18 protein-coding genes and 3 tRNA genes are annotated in these 18,728 nt (G+C 37.7%); 9 read left to right on the plus strand and 12 right to left on the minus strand.

Annotation, left to right across the window (positions count from 1 at the left end; all coding sequences use genetic code 11):
- The first annotated feature begins 113 nt into the window (after positions 1–113).
- Positions 114–893, plus strand: a complete 780-nt coding sequence (gene yaaA / locus FHR28_RS07085) for a peroxide stress protein YaaA (protein ID WP_034615843.1) — start codon at positions 114–116, stop codon at positions 891–893.
- Positions 894–934: 41 nt separating this feature from the next.
- On the opposite strand, the gene FHR28_RS07090 is transcribed toward yaaA, so the two are convergent.
- Positions 935–1,507 (minus strand): hypothetical protein, encoded by a 573-nt coding sequence (locus tag FHR28_RS07090; RefSeq protein WP_166782255.1) that lies wholly within the window; start codon positions 1,505–1,507, stop codon positions 935–937.
- Between the two features lie 56 nt (positions 1,508–1,563).
- Between FHR28_RS07090 and FHR28_RS07095 the strand changes: the two genes are divergently transcribed.
- Complete coding sequence (locus FHR28_RS07095; RefSeq protein ID WP_166782256.1) at positions 1,564–2,196, plus strand: metal-dependent hydrolase; 633 nt, start codon at positions 1,564–1,566, stop codon at positions 2,194–2,196.
- A 160-nt stretch (positions 2,197–2,356) separates the two neighbouring features.
- Entirely contained in the window at positions 2,357–3,046 is a 690-nt protein-coding gene (locus tag FHR28_RS07100; protein WP_166782257.1) for a hypothetical protein, read from the plus strand.
- Positions 3,047–3,081: 35 nt separating this feature from the next.
- Here the strand turns inward: FHR28_RS07100 and FHR28_RS07105 are convergent, their stop codons facing one another.
- The 4 genes from FHR28_RS07105 to FHR28_RS07120 all read right to left on the minus strand — a co-directional run bounded on the left by FHR28_RS07105 (position 3,082) and on the right by FHR28_RS07120 (position 4,585).
- Positions 3,082–3,519 (minus strand): PaaI family thioesterase, encoded by a 438-nt coding sequence (locus FHR28_RS07105; protein ID WP_034618304.1) that lies wholly within the window; start codon positions 3,517–3,519, stop codon positions 3,082–3,084.
- A 146-nt stretch (positions 3,520–3,665) separates the two neighbouring features.
- The gene (locus tag FHR28_RS07110; protein ID WP_166782258.1) at positions 3,666–4,052 is read right to left on the minus strand and encodes a type II toxin-antitoxin system death-on-curing family toxin; all 387 of its coding nucleotides are present in this window, start codon (positions 4,050–4,052) and stop codon (positions 3,666–3,668) included.
- On the minus strand, positions 4,049–4,228 hold the full coding sequence (locus FHR28_RS07115; protein ID WP_166782259.1) for a hypothetical protein: 180 nt from the start codon (positions 4,226–4,228) through the stop codon (positions 4,049–4,051). Before FHR28_RS07115 ends, FHR28_RS07110 begins: the two co-directional genes overlap by 4 nt.
- Positions 4,229–4,339: 111 nt before the next feature.
- On the minus strand, positions 4,340–4,585 hold the full coding sequence (locus tag FHR28_RS07120) for a hypothetical protein (RefSeq protein WP_004719281.1): 246 nt from the start codon (positions 4,583–4,585) through the stop codon (positions 4,340–4,342).
- Positions 4,586–4,751: 166 nt separating this feature from the next.
- On the opposite strand from FHR28_RS07120, the gene FHR28_RS07125 reads away from it, so the two are divergent.
- Positions 4,752–5,171, plus strand: coding sequence for a GFA family protein (locus FHR28_RS07125; protein WP_166782260.1), 420 nt, complete (start codon positions 4,752–4,754; stop codon positions 5,169–5,171).
- A gap of 108 nt (positions 5,172–5,279) precedes the next feature.
- Here FHR28_RS07125 and FHR28_RS07130 read toward each other — a convergent pair whose 3' ends face one another.
- From FHR28_RS07130 to FHR28_RS07155, 6 genes are all read right to left on the minus strand, one after another.
- Positions 5,280–7,292, minus strand: a complete 2,013-nt coding sequence (locus FHR28_RS07130; protein ID WP_151957217.1) for a lipase family alpha/beta hydrolase — start codon at positions 7,290–7,292, stop codon at positions 5,280–5,282.
- Between the two features lie 102 nt (positions 7,293–7,394).
- Positions 7,395–8,321, minus strand: a complete 927-nt coding sequence (locus FHR28_RS07135; RefSeq protein ID WP_151957216.1) for an ABUW_2363 family tetratricopeptide repeat lipoprotein — start codon at positions 8,319–8,321, stop codon at positions 7,395–7,397.
- 149 nt (positions 8,322–8,470) lie between these two features.
- A complete protein-coding gene (gene cysE / locus FHR28_RS07140; protein WP_004719288.1) occupies positions 8,471–9,295 on the minus strand; it encodes a serine O-acetyltransferase in 825 nt (274 codons plus the stop codon).
- A complete protein-coding gene (locus tag FHR28_RS07145) occupies positions 9,295–10,128 on the minus strand; it encodes an RNA methyltransferase (protein WP_004719290.1) in 834 nt (277 codons plus the stop codon). The genes cysE and FHR28_RS07145 overlap by 1 nt, the downstream gene beginning before the upstream one ends.
- 41 nt (positions 10,129–10,169) lie before the next feature.
- A complete protein-coding gene (dnaE, locus tag FHR28_RS07150) occupies positions 10,170–13,742 on the minus strand; it encodes a DNA polymerase III subunit alpha (RefSeq protein ID WP_166782261.1) in 3,573 nt (1,190 codons plus the stop codon).
- 467 nt (positions 13,743–14,209) lie between these two features.
- Positions 14,210–15,082, minus strand: coding sequence for an ATP-binding protein (locus tag FHR28_RS07155; RefSeq protein WP_166782262.1), 873 nt, complete (start codon positions 15,080–15,082; stop codon positions 14,210–14,212).
- 201 nt (positions 15,083–15,283) lie between these two features.
- On the opposite strand from FHR28_RS07155, the gene FHR28_RS07160 reads away from it, so the two are divergent.
- The 5 genes from FHR28_RS07160 (at position 15,284) to FHR28_RS07180 (ending at position 18,033) form a co-directional block, all read left to right on the plus strand.
- On the plus strand, positions 15,284–16,795 hold the full coding sequence (locus FHR28_RS07160; protein WP_056511973.1) for a DUF3336 domain-containing protein: 1,512 nt from the start codon (positions 15,284–15,286) through the stop codon (positions 16,793–16,795).
- Positions 16,792–17,604 carry a protein kinase domain-containing protein gene (locus tag FHR28_RS07165; RefSeq protein WP_004719295.1) on the plus strand — a complete coding sequence of 271 codons (813 nt, stop codon included), beginning with the start codon at positions 16,792–16,794 and terminating at the stop codon, positions 17,602–17,604. The genes FHR28_RS07160 and FHR28_RS07165 overlap by 4 nt, the downstream gene beginning before the upstream one ends.
- A 108-nt stretch (positions 17,605–17,712) precedes the next feature.
- A tRNA-Leu gene (locus FHR28_RS07170) sits at positions 17,713–17,797 on the plus strand.
- 41 nt (positions 17,798–17,838) lie between these two features.
- A tRNA-Trp gene (locus FHR28_RS07175) sits at positions 17,839–17,912 on the plus strand.
- A 36-nt stretch (positions 17,913–17,948) separates the two neighbouring features.
- Positions 17,949–18,033, plus strand: a tRNA-Leu gene (locus FHR28_RS07180).
- A gap of 172 nt (positions 18,034–18,205) precedes the next feature.
- On the opposite strand, the gene FHR28_RS07185 is transcribed toward FHR28_RS07180, so the two are convergent.
- Entirely contained in the window at positions 18,206–18,409 is a 204-nt protein-coding gene (locus tag FHR28_RS07185) for a hypothetical protein (RefSeq protein ID WP_004719296.1), read from the minus strand.
- Positions 18,410–18,728: the final 319 nt, after the last annotated feature.

Here is an 18,728-nt window from a genome sequence, read left to right on the forward strand (position 1 = left end):
TCATAAGCAGGGAAGTGCGATAGTTTACCGATTCTGTTCACAGAAAACATGAATTGGAATTAAAATATCCCGACTGTTATAGTTTGATTAGTTATTTTTTGATCAGGAAGACCATGCTCGCCTTAATTTCCCCTGCTAAGACGCTCGATTACCAGTCAGCACTCCCGACCGATACACACACTCTACCAAGACTGCTGGATCAATCTCAACAGCTTATAGACCTAAGTCGTAAACTCTCCGCTTCAGATATTGCCAGTTTGATGAGTGTCAGTGAAAAAATTGCCAATCTCAATGCGGAGCGTTTTCGTGACTGGAATGCTGACTTTAGTTTTGCCAACGCGCGACAAGCAATTTTTGCATTTAAAGGCGATGTTTATACAGGTCTGGATGCTTATAGTTTGTCGCAAGACGATCTCAATTTTGCGCAAGATCATTTACGCAGCTTATCTGGTCTATATGGCTTATTACGTCCTCTTGATTTAATGATGCCGTATCGATTGGAAATGGGAATAAAACTTGCCAATACCCGTGGTCATAATCTTTATGAATTTTGGGGGGATCGAATTACCGATTTGATCAATCAGGATTTACAACAAAGCGGCTCAACGTTATTGGTCAATATTGCTTCTGATGAATACTATAAATCGGTCAAGGAAGCAAAAATTCAGGCTGATATTATTAAACCAGTATTCTTAGATCAGAAGAATGGTAAATATAAAGTGATTAGCTTCTATGCTAAAAAAGCGCGTGGCTTAATGGCTCGATACATCATTCAAAATCAATTGGAAAAAATGGATGATCTTAAATCCTTTAATACCGATGGTTATTATTTTGATGCCGAGAGTTCATTGAAAGGTGAACTGGTATTTAAGCGTGATGAGCAAGTTGCTTAAGTATTTCAAGCGTTTAATGTATTGAAAGAGAGTTGGCTTGCTTAAGCCAGCTCTTTTTCAAAAATAATGAATTCATGACCAAGCGAATTTACCGCTTTGATTTGAACAAAATCAAACCCATCTAGCTTTAATCTCTCAGCAGAAATTATTTCCCCTGAAATTAGCTCAATTTCACCGTCTTGATTGAGAAAATCATCTAGTTCTTCATCATAATCTATATTGTGATAGACACTAAAAATGATCTCGAATTCATCCTGATTGTCCTGATCTTTATAAAAATGGATTAACGGTCTTTCGGTGATTTGTTCATGTGTAAACTCATCACAGAACATGGGATCATAGCCATGTTGCGTACCATCAAAAAGTAAAATTTCTTCATTGCTTTCTACATCTACCGCGTAGATGAGTTCTGGTGCAAAGTCTGTCCCACAAATGAGCTGATATTCTTCAAAAATCTCTCCATAATATTTGATTTTAAATCTTTTATTTTGTGTGGAGGACTGTATTTGACCTCGCCATTCAATATCAATGAGATCTTGAAAATAGCCAGCGTGTTTATAACAAGCAAATTTGTCTAAATGAGAAGGGGCTAAAAATTTTGATTTATTGATCATGGGATAACAACCAAAAATGTTGTATTAATATATAAAGTCTTAGATGTTCTATAAATATGATCATAGCTAAAACAGAAGATTACCTCAAACCATTCAATCAGTATTGGGGTGAATTTGCGAATCAGATAGAAATCGAAACAGAGCAGTATATTTTTTTACAGCAGTTGCTTGTTGCTGCTTATACTGAGCCACAACGTCATTATCATACGGTTCAACATATTGTCGAATGCCTTGAGTTATTTCACCAAGTAAAAGCGCAATTGAATGATCCTGTTGCTGTTGAGTTGGCAATTTGGTTTCATGATGCCGTTTATAATCCACAAGCAAAAGATAATGAACAACAAAGTGCTCAATTAATGCACAAGCATTGTGTGGGTATTTTAACGCAATCGGTCTTAGACAAAGTTTCTCAATGGATCATTGCAACACAAGAGCATCAACCGTCTAAACAGCATGATTTAAATTATTTACTTGATATCGATTTAGCAATTTTGGCTAGCCCCTCTGAACGTTTTGCAGAATATGAACAGCAAATTCAACAAGAATACGCGTGGGTTGATGCTGAAATCTATAAAGTCAAAAGAGCAGAAGTTTTACAGCATTTTTATCAAATGCAACCTTTATATCAAACTGAATATTTTAGAAAACATTTTGAGCAAAATGCAAAAGTAAATTTGTCAGAATTTTAAAGGTGAATCTAGATCAGCATAGAAATCGTTATTATTCGGTCTTTTAGGGATTTGCTGATTTCATTTTTATAGTTAAATCTCATATCATTAAGTATTTACTACATTATTAAACCTTACATAAAATTTTACATCAAACCCTATTTATATTTAGGAAAATATTTTGAACATTGTCAATATTTTGAGTTTATCAGGGCTTGTTTTCTTAAGCGCTTGTTCTCAACAAAATTCTCAGAATGCAGCTCCAGCGGAGTCTACGAAAAAAGCAGCGATTGCAGCAGATAATAATGACAAAGTTGATCGTGCAAAAGCTGATTCAGGAAAGTCAAGCAGTGAAGTTGAAGTCGAAATTCCTACGACTGTTACTGAAGCAAAAATAGAGCATAAATCTAAAGCGTTAAATTATCCTGATGAGCTTATACAGCAGGTAAAAGATGCACAGAAACATTGTAAGCAAGCTGTAGCGGTTGATATGAAAGATGTTGTTACGGTTGTGGATTTAATTGGGGATGATCAGCCAGAATATATTTATGAACCTGACTCAATTCGGTGTGTTGAAGATGGTGTATTTAGAGGACATGGTGGAGATCAGTTGGTGATCTACCAATCTAAAGATCATAAAACCATACAAGAAATTTTTAACAGTGCAGTATTTGCTTATCAGATTATCAATAATCAAGCCAAAGCTATCGTTCAAGTCGAAGTTGGTGGGGGATATTGTGGGCAAAACATGGCAGAAATTAGCCGTGCAGAAGCAATCAATTGTAAGCGTAATCTGGAATGGGATGAGAGCCTAAAACAGCTGAAGATGGGTAAGATGTATGTTGATGAACCGAAGGCTAATGCTGAATAAGTGCTATTCATATAAATAGCACTCTAAGCAGTCAGTTATGCACGAATAATCATACAGGTCGCTGTTGCATGTGCATATAATTTGCCATCTTCATCAACCAGTTTCCCTTCAGAAATGGCAAGGCTTTTACTTAAATTAATCAACTGTCCAATAGCAAATAATTGCTTATTCTGAGGTACAGGGCGGCACATTTTTACATTTAAATCGATGGTGCCATAACCTACGCCTGCTTCTAGGGTGGTATGTACAGCACAGCCAGTTGCTGAATCTAAAACTGTTGCTGCAAAACCGCCATGTACGCCACCTAAAGGATTTAAATGACGCTGATCCGCTTTGACTTTAAAACTTGCATGACCATGCGAAATTTCATGTAAATCCATCGGGATGGTTTCACTAATCGATGCTCTAGGAATTTGTCCATCAACCATTGCTTGTAGAAATTCAAGCCCTGTCATTTCTTTTGGGTGTTTTATATATTTATCCTTTATATGGGGTTCTAAAATAGAACTTAAAATAAAATATGATGTTGAGGGATTTACTGTCAAACTGTTTATTGAATTTGAACGATTGAGTTTTATTTTGGGGTATTTGAAATAAACAATGAGTTTTTTATAGATGACTAAATTTCAGAAATTTCATACAAGAAATCAGAAACACTTAATGCCAATATTTCATGATGATCCTGTGATTCAACAATATCAACCATGAGATCATCAAGTCCTGTGTGATCTTTGATTGAAACGCCTTGGATTTCTAAAAACGTTAACATTGTTGCAAGTCCAGTACGTTTATTGCCATCGACAAAGGCATGTCCTTTAGCGATAGCAATTCCATACCAAGCTGCAATCTCAAATAAATCTTTAACATCATTGTAATACATTTGTTGATCTATACGGCTGAGTACACCTTCAAGTTTAGCGTAGTCACAACCTGCACGGCCTACTCCTGTTTCCTTCAAGATTTCATCATGAACAGCAATAACAAAAGTAGATGTGATTAGACTCATTTGTAAGCAAGCTCGTTAAGTTCATCTTTATGTTGATGAATTACGCGTTTAACGCTATGCATCACAATACGCTTAGTCGCTTCATCGTTACTGAATTGCATAGATAAAACTTGACCTGCTATAGTTGGGCGAGCTTTTCGATTTTCAATTTTAAAATCTTTAAGTCGCTTAACCATATTGCACCTCACACTATTTATTTAATATTCATAATATAACATACGGTTTAGATTATAAAAAAACTAGAAGAAGAAAATTATAAATTCAAACACTTAGTGCATATGAAGTTTTTAATGTTCAAAATCGTAGAATTTTTCAATATGGTTGGATTGATGAATGATTTTTAAATCAATTCTTTCACCCGTTGCCCACGTGGCAATCGATGCTTGTAAGTCGACATCAATAATATCGAGCTCTTTACATAAGGTTTGATCACTTTCAATCACAATGAATTGAGGTGATTGTGTCTTTAGACACTTTGCAATATACCGTTGAATATTTTGGAGCTGATAAACATCTATAATTTTATAACGCATACTTTTCCAAATATTATATTTAAATTGTTGTATTGACTAATTTAGAGTGAATCATTTCGCTTTTCAATTAAAAAACATGGGTATGATAAAAAATATCTGTTCCACTATAATTTCACTACATCATTGTAGTATCTTTATGGAAAATTTATAAAACAAGGAAATCATTATGAAAGGGCAATGTGTTTGTGGGGCAACAACTTTTACGGTTGAATTAAAAAATCATGATGTTCATGCGTGTCATTGTTCAATTTGCAGAAGACAAACGAGCGGTGTAATTATGACGATTGATGTCGAACAGGGCAGTTTACAGTTTACTCAAGATGAGCACTTAAGTATTTATAATTCTTCTGATTGGGGCGAGCGAGGCTTTTGTAACTGCTGTGGCACAAATTTATTTTGGCGGACTAAAGACCAGAGTTATTGCAATATCAATGCATTTGCATTGGATCAACAGCCTCAAGATATAAAATTCGATATGGAAATTTTTATAGACAATAAACCTGAGTTTTATGCTTTTAACAATGACACAAAAAAACTAACCGAAGCAGATGTAATCGCGCTTTTTGCAGGAACCACTGATTTATAAATAAGTTATTCACTGATTCTGATAAGACCTTAGGTTTTTATAAAACCAATAATTCCATGCCAGCCAATTTAAAATTGACTGGCATTTTTACGTGCTTGGACGCTGAGTTTAAGGTTTATAAAGCCCAAGCTCAGTCAAATGTAATCTTAAAATCCGTCTAAGTTCCAATACTGCTTCAGGTGTCTCTTGGATTGAATGGCCACCTTTGATAATTTTCTCAGATACTGCGCCGTCTAAATGTGAGCTGGTATATGGAACGATTCCATCCGTCATCACGTTAGGATCAGTGCTATTGGTGATATTCCCCATAATTGAATGATAGATCATGTCTTTCTTTGGCATAACGTTTTCAGTCAATTTGGTGAAGTTTGAGCTATGGCTTAAGTCACTTGGACCATTTTGAATCAGTCCATGCCCAACATCTTTTAAAAAGTTTTTTGCATTTAAATCACGATCATCTATAGAGTCAGCTAAAGCTCCCAAGAAGGCGCCTGGCAGCTTAATAATTCGACGAGCAGCCAAAGTGAACCAGCGATCAGCAAATGCAGTACCGCGATGTGGTGCTGAAATAAAAATAGCACGATCAAAATTAGGCACAGATTGAATGGTCAAACGAGATTTGAACATTGGATCATCTTTAAATTTATCAAATTTACGATTGTTCAACATCTTTAAGGCTGGTTGTGTTAGATTGGCATCACTGACTAATAAGCGCGCAATAATCCCGCCCATACTATGCCCAATCAACACGGCATCTTTAGCAGAAGCCGAATTTTGATTAATTGAAGCAAAACCTTGATTAATGATAGCATTGATCTGAAAACGGCTTTCTAATATTGGCATATTGGTTGAATAAAAAACCTGCCAAACTTGATAGTGCTCACGCAATACATTGTCGCCCATAATATCATTGGTTAAACGAATCCAAGCTTCAGGGCTACTGGCTAAACCGTGTACCAAAACAATCACTTTTTTATTCGGGTTGTACGGTTCAAGCATATATAAATGAGGCATGGTCAGGCTTTGATCACGATCGATTAAGCTAAGATAAGCCGCAATACCTAAGTTATTTTGAGCCAGCCATAGACCATAGGGAGCTGAAAAGTTTGCAGCAAGCGGGTATTGTTTGCCACCAATTTTTAAATTTTCAATGCTATAAGGATCATAAACATTCAGTTGAAAGTTTGGGTTGTGTAAGATGTTTTGTAGTGATTCATTTGCATTTTCAGGTTGTGCTGCAATACTAACCGATAAATAACGTGGTTGATGAATATTGGGATTCATGCCATTTTTGTATTTATAATCAAATGGATTCACAATATATTTGTTTTCTTCAGGTGCTGTCGTGTTGGGTAAAATTGCGACAAATTCTGCACCGAAACCGTCTCTACGGTTGATCGAACGTAAACCTGAAAAGTTTAAATTATAGCTTGAAACAAGATCCTCAAGTTCAATCTGAGCCAGTGCAGGGTAACCATTAAAGTTAATGCGATAAGTGCTTTTGCCAACTTTAATTTGTTTTGCTACTTTTTGGTTTTTATTTCTTACGGCATATGTCGAAATCAGTTTAGCTAAGGCTTGATTATAAAAGTCACGTATCTGAACTTGTCGGTTATTAAAAATACGGTCTTGAGGTTGGCGTTCAGTTTTAAATAAATAGGCATAACTATAGCGGATGCTGTTATCTAACATCACCATTTGCTGATCTAAACATTGCTCATAGTTTTTCTGCGAGGCTTGTTGTTTGTCAGTGGATTGATGTTTAGAAAAAAGACTGACTTTACAATCTGATGAGTCGCCAAGATTGATTGCTTTGGTTAAGTAAATTTCACTTGCGGTCGAAAGCAGTTGTTCATCTTGAATCTGTGGGATTTCAGCTAAATCTGCCACACATTTTTCGGGTTCATCTGTACAAGATTTGGCTTCTCGTCCAGTCATCGACAAGACATTTAAGCTGGCTTCACTCATTTTTGAACGGGTCAAAATGCTGTCACGTTCATTGGTAATGGTTACATTCACCTTTTGATTTTTTACACTGACAACTTGGCATCCAGATAAAATCAATGGGCTCATTGCTAAAGCACAAAGCAAAATATTGTTTTTTGAGTATTGCATAATCATTAACTAGATCAATCTTTGTTTGAATCATACGTTAGTTTTATTCAATTTATAAACAAAAAAATAGACTGAATGTTCAGCCTATTTTTTCAAAAATTTATAAATTTATTTTGCTAGAGCTGGGTTTTTCAAAACCTGCCAAACGTTGTAACGACCTTGCTTTTCAATTTCTTGAATTAAGCGATCTGCAACTTCAGCTTCTTCTGGGTATTTCACTTTATAGTTTTTCAAGGTTTGGATCGCATTTTTCTTTTGCTCCATACCAATAAAGTTGTTTGCAGAAGATAAATAGGCTTCTTGAACACCTTGTTTGATAGCTTTATCTAAATATGGAATCGCTTCTTTTTGACCACCACCCTCAGATAAAGAGAAACCAAACCACAAGTTTGCTTCAGCATCATCTTTGTTGATTTTGAGAATACGTTGAGCATACTCTAATGACTTGGTGGTATAAGAAGAACCTAGGTCAAGGTTACGTCCCAAAACACTGGCTTTAAATGCACGAATCAAAATATCAAAAGAAGCATTTGGTGCTGCAGCTAATTGGTCAAGCTGAGTAGAGACTTCTTTCAACTTACCTTCAAAGCCTTTACGTTCTTTACGATCACTAAATTGTGGTGGGTAATGACGTGCTTTGCCTTCAACCATTTGTAAGAAATCATCAATTGCAGTGATGTCAATTTCATTGTTTCCAGCAAGTACTGCATATTTCATAGCACGTTGTGAGCTATTTACAGTAGGTACAATCAATTTATTGGTATCTAAAATGATTTTTTGGCTTGGATTTGCAGGATCAGTAACTTCGAGTTTGTTTACAGGTTGAGCCGATGCTTTTTTTAACTCTAATTCAAAAACAGGCGGTTGCGAGTAATCGAAAGGGTTTAATGCATAGAACGGAGGAGACAATTCAGGCTCAGTGTAAATAAACGGCTCGTTTGCATCTATTTTATTTTGTTGCTTGGTGGGTGTTGTTGAACACGCAGTAAGTAATGATGTTGCGAGCAATGCATATGCCAAAGGCTTAATCGTCATGTGTTTCTTCCATTAATTTATATTAAAAAACGTGCATGCGCATCAGTCTATGAAAAGACGTCTGAACATGCAACTTGATTTGGTTCGTATTATTAAAAATTATACATTACAGTCTATTGACACTTCATTTTGTGAAGTATTAAGCAACCTTATGCTTTCGATGAGTGGTTTTGTGCTGCACATTCACGTCTAACTTCTTCTATAATTTTGATTTCATCATCACTCAAAGGCTGTTCAATATTGTGCTGTAAATTGAACGTTGGGTCTAAAAGTGATAAACGCTGGCACAAACTATTGATGCGTTTTTCATTTTGTTCCAAACGATCTAACAGAACACGCATGCCGTCCAGCATAGGGTCGGATTGTTCTGGTACGGCTGCATAGGCTTGAAATTCTGTGTTTTCAATGCCACTGCTCATTTCTTCTGGACAACTTGGTTCTGGTGTAGTGACGATTTCTTTATCTTTGCTAATAAAGCGAGCAGGGTTGCCTACCGCAGTGACGCCATCAGGTACAGCTTTAGTTACAACAGCATTTGAGCCTACTTTGGCATTTTTACCGACCACAAAAGGACCTAGGATTTTTGCACCAGCACCTACTACAACACCATCTGCTAAAGTCGGATGACGTTTACCTTTATTCCATGTCGTGCCGCCTAAAGTCACCCCATGATACAACGTGACATCATCACCAATTTCTGCTGTCTCACCAATCACCACACCCATGCCATGATCGATAAAAAAGCGTTTACCTATTTTAGCGCCAGGGTGAATCTCAATACCTGTTGCAAAACGACTAAAAGAAGACAAAATGCGCGCTGAAGTTTTACAATCTTTTTCCCATAATTCATGGGCAACACGATGCATCATTAATGCATGTATCCCAGGATATGTGGTTAAAACTTCAAATGTATTACGCGCAGCAGGATCTCGCGCAAATACAGCTTGGATATCTTCTTTAAGCTGTTTTAGCATTAGTTTTGATCCTCATCTTTTGACTTTTTCCATGTACCATTATTCAAGGCTTGAACTCGGCTAAAAATGCCTCTTAATAAATGATATTCCATCTTATCTAATTGTATACGCCCAAATAATCGACGCAAGCGTAAAGGCAGTAAACGCGGGTTTTTAGGGTCTAAAAATTCGATATCAGCCAACATTTTTTCAATATGCGGATAAAATTGTTCCATTTGCTCATGTGTGACCAAAGGTTCATCCCAATGCATATCTTCTGAATCTGTTACCCGCATCACCGCTTCAGTATCCAGTTTCTTGTCAGCTAATTCCAATGTTGCCATACGCATTTCATAGCACAGTACCTGAATTGCTTGAGCAACATTTAACACACCATAATCACTATTTACTGGGACTGTGACATGAAAGTTTGCCAGCGCAAGTTCTTCATTGGTTAAACCACGATCTTCACGACCGAAGACAATAGCGATTTCTTGTTGGTGTTGGATAACAGCCTGCATTGATTTTTGCGCCGCAGGGCGTGCATCAAGCAAAGGCCACGGAATGGTGCGACTACGTGCACTGGTTCCAAATACGATATGACAATCTTTAATGGCATTTTCTAAGCTGTCGACAATTTCAATTTGCTCGATCAGATCTGCTGCGCCAGCCGCTAACGCATCTATATCAGGGTGAGGGTAGGTTTTAGGCGCAACGAGCACAAGTTTGGTTAAGCCCATTGTTTTCATAGCACGTAGAGCACTTCCGATATTGGCAGGAAGCGTCGTATTGACCATGACAATACGTACATGACTTAAATGCTGTGAAATCACAGCATTGTCGAAAATATCCATGAATATTCCAAAATATTAAGCTTTAAATTCAAATAGGGAGGTTAGGAGAATTGGCCTGCATCTGCCATATAGTCATCCATTGCATCATCCATACTCATATTTTCTGGCGGTGGTGCAACTTGAGTCGGTTGGGCAAGTCCACGATGATCCACGGCTTTTGCCGCTTTAGATTTGACTTGGTATTCAATATGAATAGATTCTTTACCAAAGTAATCACGTAATTTAGAAAGTAACTCATCCAATGGGGCAACTTTCCATTGTTGCCCTAAATGTAACTCAGCCGTGGCATAGTCGTAATCTAACTGAATCTGCATTGGAATGTGTTGACACATATCGACATTACAGAAAGGCAGTAAGATCTTTTGAATATCCGAGGCTAAAGTTTTCGTCATCACTTCTGTATTCAGTGTTATGGCAATGCTATTGGCACGCTTTTGTCGAATTTCATTGAGGGTGAATGCTTTGGTCAAACGGCCCATAGGACGGTCAAAACCTTCACGTTCATAAATTTCACCTTCAATCACCACCACTTTTTCATTTTGAATGATGTCTTTAAAGCGTTGGAAGCGTTCATGATTCGCAGAGACTTCGATACGTGCTGTACCGTCATCAAGGGTAATCATCATCCGATTCGGGAAATTGGCAATATCGACCACTAAACCTGCGAAAACAGTAGTCACACCACGACGAGTAGGGGTTAATTCATTAATTTTATTTGGAATAAAGGATTTTAATTCTGCACGATAGACATCAATTGGATGACCTGTCAGATATAAACCCAATGTATCTTTTTCGCCTTTTAGACGCACTTCATCAGACCACGGTTTTACAGGCTTAGCCGGCTTACGTTGAACCTCTTCAACTTCACCAAATAAGTCCATAATGCCCGTTTCACGATTAGAACGTGCCTGTTCAGCGGCTTGGACAGCTTCTGGAAGTTGAGCCATTAAACTTGAGCGTTCAATTCCCAAACAGTCCAGTGCACCAGCGCGAATCAATGCTTCCAATGTTCTTTTATTGATTTTTTTCAAATCTACACGGTGGCAGAAATCAAATAAATCTTTAAAAGGACCATCTTGCTCACGTGAATCAATCACGGATTGCATGGCCTGTTCGCCGACACCTTTAATTGCACCTAAACCATAAATAATGGTGTTTACATCACTGGCATAGAATTGGTAGAACGACATATTTACCGATGGAGGCAATACCACTAAGTTGTTGATTCGGCAGTCATCAATTAAAAATACAATGTTATCTGTATTTTGCATTTCCGAAGACATGACCGCAGCCATAAATTCAGAAGGGTAATGTGCTTTTAACCAAGCCGTTTGATAGGCAACTAAAGCATAAGCGGCGGCATGTGATTTGTTAAAACCATAGCCTGCGAATTTTTCCATATAGTCAAAGATATGGTTGGCTGTACCTTCATCAATATCTTTTTTCGCAGCACCTTCAATAAAGGTGGCACGTTGCTTGACCATTTCCTCGACTTTCTTTTTACCCATCGCACGACGAAGTAAATCTGCACCACCCAGTGTATAGCCTGCACAGAACTGTGCGGCTTGCATCACCTGTTCCTGATATACCATGATCCCATAAGTGGGTTCGAGTACACTTTCTAACAGCGGATGTAAGTATTCAAACTCACCACCATGCATACGATGGATAAAGTCGGGGATAAGGTCCATTGGACCCGGTCGATATAAGGATACGAAGGCAATAATTTCTTCAAATTTACTTGGGCGTGCTTCTTTAAGCATTTTTTTCATGCCCACGGATTCAAACTGGAATACCGCGGTAGTATTTGCGTCAGCAAATACTGCATAGGATTTAGGATCGTCCAAAGGAATGTTTGAAATATTTAACGGCTTATCAGATTGAATACGCTTATTAATATTTTGAATCGCATCTTCAATTACAGTAAGGTTACGTAAGCCCAAGAAGTCGAATTTTACTAAGCCCGCAGCTTCTACATCATCTTTATCGAATTGGGCAACCCGTCCTGTGCCATCAGCTTCACACAAAATTGCCGAATAATCGGTGATTTTGGTTGGTGCGATGACTACACCACCTGCGTGTTTACCTGTATTACGGGTAATGCCTTCAAGCTTGAGCGCCATTTCCCAGATTTCAGCAGCATCATCATAATCTGGGTTGGATGGATTGGTCACAATATCTTTAAGTTGTGGTTCAGCCTCAATAGATTCTTCTAAGGTGAGACCTAAAGGTTTAGTCGGAATCATTTTAGAAATACGATCTGCCAAACCGTAAGATTTACCTAAAACCCGTGCTACATCTCGAATCGCACCTTTAGCAGCCATCGTACCAAACGTTGCAATCTGAGAAACTGCATCACGACCATAATGGCGTGCCACATAATCGATGACCTTATCACGCCCAGCGATACAGAAATCGATATCAAAGTCGGGCATGGATACACGTTCTGGGTTTAAGAAACGTTCGAAGAGTAGGTCATAACGCAGCGGATCTAAGTCGGTAATTTTTAAACTATAAGCGACGAGTGAGCCTGCACCTGAACCACGGCCAGGACCTACAGGAACCCCATTGTTTTTAGACCATTGAATAAAGTCCATGACGATGAGGAAGTAACCGGGGAAATCCATTTTATTGATAATGCCAAGCTCATAGGCCAGACGTTCATCATAAGGCTTGCGAATTTCAGCCCAATCTTCGTCACGTGTTTCAACAGGGTAAAGGAAGTCTAAGCGTTCTTCTAAACCAATTTCAGAGAGATGCTCAAAGTAAGAATGGATGGTATGACCTTCCGGAATTGGATAGTCTGGTAGGTCATGGAATCCTAAACGGAGTGAAACTGTACAACGCTTTGCAATTTGTAAGGTATTTTCTATGGCACTTGGAATATCTGCAAACAGCTGAATCATTTCAGCAGAGGTTTTAAAATATTGCTCAGGGCTGTAATGCTTAGGACGTTTACTATCGCCTAGAACATAACCATCTGCGATACAAACGCGTGCTTCATGTGCTTCATAATCTTCTGGTCTAACAAAATGCACATCATTATGTGCCACAACACCAATATTATATTTTGCAGCGAGTTTAACCGCTTCTTCATTGAAGCTTTCTTCTAATGGGCGACCTGTACGCGTCAGCGCTAAATAAACACGATTGCCAAATTTTTCGATCCATTGTTCTAACAGCGGTTCGGCTTTTTCAGGATAAGCGGCACAGAGCATTTCTCCGACATCACTATGTAGACCCAAAAGTACAATAAGGTCTTGAGACTGTTCAAGCACCCATTCTTTTTGTACACATGGAATCGACAGTTGTTGCCCTTCAATAAAGCCGCGAGAGACAATTTCAGTCAGACCACGCCAGCCTTTATTGGTCATTGCCAGTAAGGTTGCTTTATGGTTTGCATCGTTTAATCGAATTACACTGCCGAAAATAGGTTTAATCCCTTTCCCCAGCGATTTGTTATAAAACTTAACAGCTGCATGCAGGTTGGATAGGTCTGTAATGGCTAAAGCAGGCATTTCATCAGATGCGGCAGCTTTAATCAGATCAGGTATACGTACGATCGATTCTGTAATCGAGAATTCGGTATGAATACCAAGATGAACAAACTGCATAGACCTATCCTATATGAAACTGTCGGCTATTTTATCACGCTTAAACTGTGATGTGCTGAAATAAAATGTTCTGGATGAATTATTGCTTTGTGTTTAAGTATTTGAAATATATTTAAATATACTGAATTTTTTAATTTTGGCTTTTAGTTGCATGATTAACCAGCAGTCAGCTTGAGTTGTGTGTTGATGGTCTTTTTTACATAGAAACGAATAATTTAAGCTTTATTTGAATGATATGGGTTGAAAGAAACAGGGTAATCCATTCAAGCTATTGTTATCAAATGAGACAAAGATACAGTGAGATTTTATCGGGTGATAAATGGGTTTAGCATGAATGAGCTTATTGGACGTTTTGATATCGCTATTTGCTTAGCTTACTTATTCTTATCGCATATGATCTAACTGATAAATAATAAAAGCCCTGACTATTATTCAGTTAGGGCTTTGTATATCTAAAAAAGTCGGACTTATAAAGCCTTTAAACGTTCTGAACCAATCCAATGTTTAGAAAATTGATATGCTGCACGCCCTGAGCGTTGACCACGAGCTTGACACCATCTTAATGCTTCAGCACGTACATCATCAACAAAGGGCATGTCTGCTTTTGTTAAATAGTGCTCCACAATTTCTAAATAAAGATTTTGATCCATCGGATAAAACGACAACCACATACCGAAACGATCTGATAAAGAAATCTTTTCTTCGATGGCTTCTTGTGGGTGCAACTCTTTATATTGCGGCACATCGACTTTGGTTACAGGCGTGTTTTCATGCATAAATTCAGGTAATAAATGACGACGGTTACTGGTCGCGTAAATCACAAAATTACTTGAGCCAGATTGTAGCGAGCCATCTAAGACACTTTTTAAACTACGATAATTTTCATCTTCAGCATTAAATGCCAAGTCATCACAATAAACGATGAACTTTTCTGGACGATCTTTAATAATTTTTTGAATTTCTGGCAAGTCTGACAAATCATCTCGTTCAATTTCAATTAAACGTAAGCCTTGTTCTGCATACTGGGTAAGTAAAGAACGGACAATGGATGATTTTCCTGTACCGCGTGAGCCAGTCAGTAAAATATCGTTGGCAGGTAAGCCGTGTAGAAATTGTTCAGTATTTTGTAAAATTTTAGCTTTCTGACGTTCAATCCCTTTAAGATCATCCAAATGCATTGCTTTCGGGTTATAAATCGCTTTGAGTTGTTTATCGTGCCACCTAAAAGCCACTGCTTCAAAGTCGGTATCCTTTTTTGTTTCAGGAAGGACTTGATGTAACTGATCAAGAACAGTGGATAATTTTTGGATGATATTGTCAGGTAAGTCGAAAGTTGCCATATCCGTTCGCTATTTTCAGAAATTACAATGTGTGGTTGATATTAGCACAGTAATTTTATTGAGCTAATCTCAATAGGCGATAATTGGAATCTAAAGCAAGAATTAAATGACTTATGGTAATTGATTATCTGGTTATTTTTCAGCATAGTTTATCGACAGGTATCTAAAAGTGTCGGATTAAAAATCAAAGGAATATTAGAAATGTTATTAGAACTTACTCAAGATTTAAATCCGCATCAGGCTTATCGTATTAAAAAACTAAAAAGAAAACTGAAACATGCGGAAAACTATGAAGAGTGGAAATCTATAGCGTTAAAACTGGATGAAGAAACGGGGGCACAGGAGTGGAAGCTGGATAATACCTCTCCATATTTTGATGCTGAAATTATTTCCCATCGGTTAAATTTATTGCGTCGTTATCGTCTGCAAAATCGCACCCAAGATTTGATGTATATCCTAAGAGAAGGATTTAGTCACGATGTTGCCAACATCGGGCATCCGATGCTATTTGCACATACCTATGTTGGAACTAAAAAAATAATTGAAGATTATATCGATGAAGTCAGTAATAGTTTGGCATTCATCGCTTCAGAAAGTTGCCAAGCCTTGTGTCATGAAAGCAAAAGGAAGTTTTTCGAAAACTGTGAAAAGGCCTATGGTCAGCCCGCACTGATGTTTTCAGGTGGGGCAACCTTAGGTTTATTCCATAGCGGTGTTTGTAAGGCATTAATGGAACAAGACTTAATGCCAAAAGTACTTTCTGGTTCAAGTGCTGGGGCAATCATGACGGCGATGCTGGGGGTAAATGAACCAGGTGAGATTCCAAACTTGCTGAGTGGTGACCAATTTTATAGTGAAGCCTTTCACTTTCGTAGCTTAAAAGAATTAATCAAAGGCAATGGTGGTTTTGCAGATGTCCGATATCTTAAAAAGTTTTTGGTCGAAAATTTAGGTGATGTAACGTTTCAGGAGGCGTTTGAAAAATCAGGCTTGGATATCAATGTCACCGTCGCGCCTTATGATGTTTCCCAAGAAGATGTACGAATCATGAATAAATATACCTCACCAGATTTATTGGTCTGGAGTGCAGTATTGGCATCATGTGCTGTACCGGTTTTATTTCCACCTGTGCGTTTGATCAGTAAACGTTACGATGGTGTACATACCCCTTATTTGGCAAATACGCGTTGGGTGGATGGCAGTGTCCGCAATGATTTCCCCCAAGAGCGCATGTCACGTCTTTATAATTTGAATTACACCATTGCCAGTCAGGTTAATCCACATATTGTACCGTTTATGCAGAATGATGAAGAACGTTATCGTAGAGATTTACTGAGTTGGCCTGAACGTATTGTGCGTAGTCAAGGACGCATGGCTGCAATGGGGATCATGGATTTTGCCAGAGGTCGTATGGGACGAGTTCCTTCTATGCGTCGTTTACTCGATCACGGTTACGGTATTATTGACCAGCGCTACTATGGTGATGTCAATATTATTGGGGAGTATAGTCTGCGCCATTATAGCTATATGTTACAGAACCCACGCCCATATCTATTCAAGCTGTTGCAACGAGAAGGTGAGCGTGCAACTTGGCCAAAAATTTCAAGCATAGAAACACATGCGCGTATTGGTAAAACAATCCAACATTGTCTAGAAGTTTTGAATCATCCAATGACGAAAGATATACCCGCAGAACAATTGACCGAAGTATGAGCCAAAGCAGAATTCTTCCAGTTGCATATAATTCAATCCAAAGTCAAAAATTTGGTCGCCGTGTTTATCAAATTCAACAGGGACAGCAATGGTTTTGGTTGAAATTACAGCTCAAAAATTCAAATCGCTGTTATCAACAGCACTTTTTCAATGAACTGAACTGTTATAGCGAGTTGAATGCATTGGAGACTGAAGCTCAACCTGTATTGTTAAATTTTTCAATATTTGATCCATTTCAGCAATTTAAAATTGAAGAAGAGGTCATTGATCAGACTTTATGGGTGGAAGATGCCCCAAAGCTTTTTCAGGATCTGCCTGATCGACTTAGCTTGGCTGAAATTGGTAAGCGATTAGTACTCAGCTTAGATGTGCTTGAACATTTGCATGACTATGGTTATCTGCATGGCGATATCAAAGTTGAGCACTTTCGAGTTAAGGATGAGAAAAGTTATTTGATTGACTTTGAACAGGCTGTAAACATCGCTCAAGAGGCAAATTTAACAAATATCGCAACACATACCGCAACACCTCGGTATATGGCACCAGAATTGTTTCATGGTCAACCAAAATCATTTCAATCCGATATTTATGCGTTGGGAATCGTTTGGTTGGAGTGGTTGACACAACAGCGCTTATCGGCGAAAAGCTATCAAGATTGGGCATTTTTGCATTGTCAGCAGTTAAATGTGGTGTTACCACAGCAATTTAAAATTTTTGAAATGGTTTTAACAGAGATGTTAATGAAAAAAATAGGGCAACGTTGCTCAAATATTTATCAAATAAAACAAGTATTAAGCCAAATTGTTTAAACAAAAAGCAGTATTTGCAACATTTGTTTTTTATTTAAACAAACGAGTGTCTTTTTCGAAAAAAGGGCTTGTCATAATAAAACGATCTCTATAATATACACAGCCATTGGGGACGTGGCGAAATTGGTAGACGCACTGGATTTAGGTTCCAGCGCCGCAAGGTGTGAGAGTTCGAGTCTCTCCGTCCCCACCAAGCAATTCATTTTGTGGTACTAAAACAAAATGAAGGGTTATAGAGGATTGGTGTAATGGTAGCATGACGGTCTCCAAAACCGTTCGTCAAGGTTCGAATCCTTGATCCTCTGCCAAGTTATTTAAAAAGACTACAGCGTTAGTTTTTATTCGGGGACGTGGCGAAATTGGTAGACGCACTGGATTTAGGTTCCAGCGCCGCAAGGTGTGAGAGTTCGAGTCTCTCCGTCCCCACCAAATTTAAAAAAGCATGATGAAAATCATGCTTTTTTTATGCTTAAATTTTTATTCTAACTATGCTGTATCTTGATTAAAGGTTTTTTAGAATTAGAATTTTATCCAGATCAATAAAAAGACCTAAACGTAATCGTTTAGGTCTTTTCAAAGAGAAACTTCATTTAGACACTTACTAAGCCTTTAAGTGATCCTCAAACTCTTCACCGAGCTGCATTGCTAAGTTATTACCAGATAAATCACAAGTGACTAAACCATATTCTTTTTTAAAGCTGAAAGTAAATCCTTTTCCATCAGCTAAATTTTTTACTGAATAGCCTAATTTTTCTAACCAAATACGAAAAGCGATTAAATTCTTTGCCTTTACAACCTTTTTCACAGAAGATCTCCTTAATTCCTGCCTATAAATTTAATAGGGGTGATCATTAAATTTTTAAAGGGGAAATTTGATGAAACTTATTTTTTATATCAATATTTGAGCAATTTGAGAAATGACGCTTTTGTATCAATGCGTATTTTTTTGCTATCAATATGGATGAAATGTGAATTTACTTAAAAATTTTGAAATAAAACAACCAATTAATTAAATATGAAAACTGTGCTTGTAATATTTTGATGCAAAGATATCGTTTTAAAAAAGCAGAATTTTTCTCATTTTTACTTTGGCTAAATGTAAGTAAATTTAACAGAAGTATAGG

Origin of the sequence: Acinetobacter sp. BIGb0196, from assembly GCF_011759595.1 — a bacterium.
In the GTDB taxonomy this organism is placed as follows: Bacteria; Pseudomonadota; Gammaproteobacteria; order Pseudomonadales; family Moraxellaceae; genus Acinetobacter; species Acinetobacter guillouiae.

What these genes read in the sequence shown, in the direction of transcription:
- yaaA (WP_034615843.1), top strand. Translation starts at nt 114, where the DNA reads ATGCTCGCCTTAATTTCCCCTGCTAAGACGCTCGATTACCAGTCAGCA.
- FHR28_RS07090 (WP_166782255.1), bottom strand. Translation starts at nt 1,507, where the DNA reads ATGATCAATAAATCAAAATTTTTAGCCCCTTCTCATTTAGACAAATTT.
- FHR28_RS07095 (WP_166782256.1), top strand. Translation starts at nt 1,564, where the DNA reads ATGATCATAGCTAAAACAGAAGATTACCTCAAACCATTCAATCAGTAT.
- FHR28_RS07110 (WP_166782258.1), bottom strand. Translation starts at nt 4,052, where the DNA reads ATGAGTCTAATCACATCTACTTTTGTTATTGCTGTTCATGATGAAATC.
- FHR28_RS07115 (WP_166782259.1), bottom strand. Translation starts at nt 4,228, where the DNA reads ATGGTTAAGCGACTTAAAGATTTTAAAATTGAAAATCGAAAAGCTCGC.
- FHR28_RS07120 (WP_004719281.1), bottom strand. Translation starts at nt 4,585, where the DNA reads ATGCGTTATAAAATTATAGATGTTTATCAGCTCCAAAATATTCAACGG.
- FHR28_RS07125 (WP_166782260.1), top strand. Translation starts at nt 4,752, where the DNA reads ATGAAAGGGCAATGTGTTTGTGGGGCAACAACTTTTACGGTTGAATTA.
- FHR28_RS07130 (WP_151957217.1), bottom strand. Translation starts at nt 7,292, where the DNA reads ATGATTATGCAATACTCAAAAAACAATATTTTGCTTTGTGCTTTAGCA.
- FHR28_RS07135 (WP_151957216.1), bottom strand. Translation starts at nt 8,321, where the DNA reads ATGACGATTAAGCCTTTGGCATATGCATTGCTCGCAACATCATTACTT.
- cysE (WP_004719288.1), bottom strand. Translation starts at nt 9,295, where the DNA reads ATGCTAAAACAGCTTAAAGAAGATATCCAAGCTGTATTTGCGCGAGAT.
- FHR28_RS07145 (WP_004719290.1), bottom strand. Translation starts at nt 10,128, where the DNA reads ATGGATATTTTCGACAATGCTGTGATTTCACAGCATTTAAGTCATGTA.
- dnaE (WP_166782261.1), bottom strand. Translation starts at nt 13,742, where the DNA reads ATGCAGTTTGTTCATCTTGGTATTCATACCGAATTCTCGATTACAGAA.
- FHR28_RS07155 (WP_166782262.1), bottom strand. Translation starts at nt 15,082, where the DNA reads ATGGCAACTTTCGACTTACCTGACAATATCATCCAAAAATTATCCACT.
- FHR28_RS07160 (WP_056511973.1), top strand. Translation starts at nt 15,284, where the DNA reads ATGTTATTAGAACTTACTCAAGATTTAAATCCGCATCAGGCTTATCGT.
- FHR28_RS07165 (WP_004719295.1), top strand. Translation starts at nt 16,792, where the DNA reads ATGAGCCAAAGCAGAATTCTTCCAGTTGCATATAATTCAATCCAAAGT.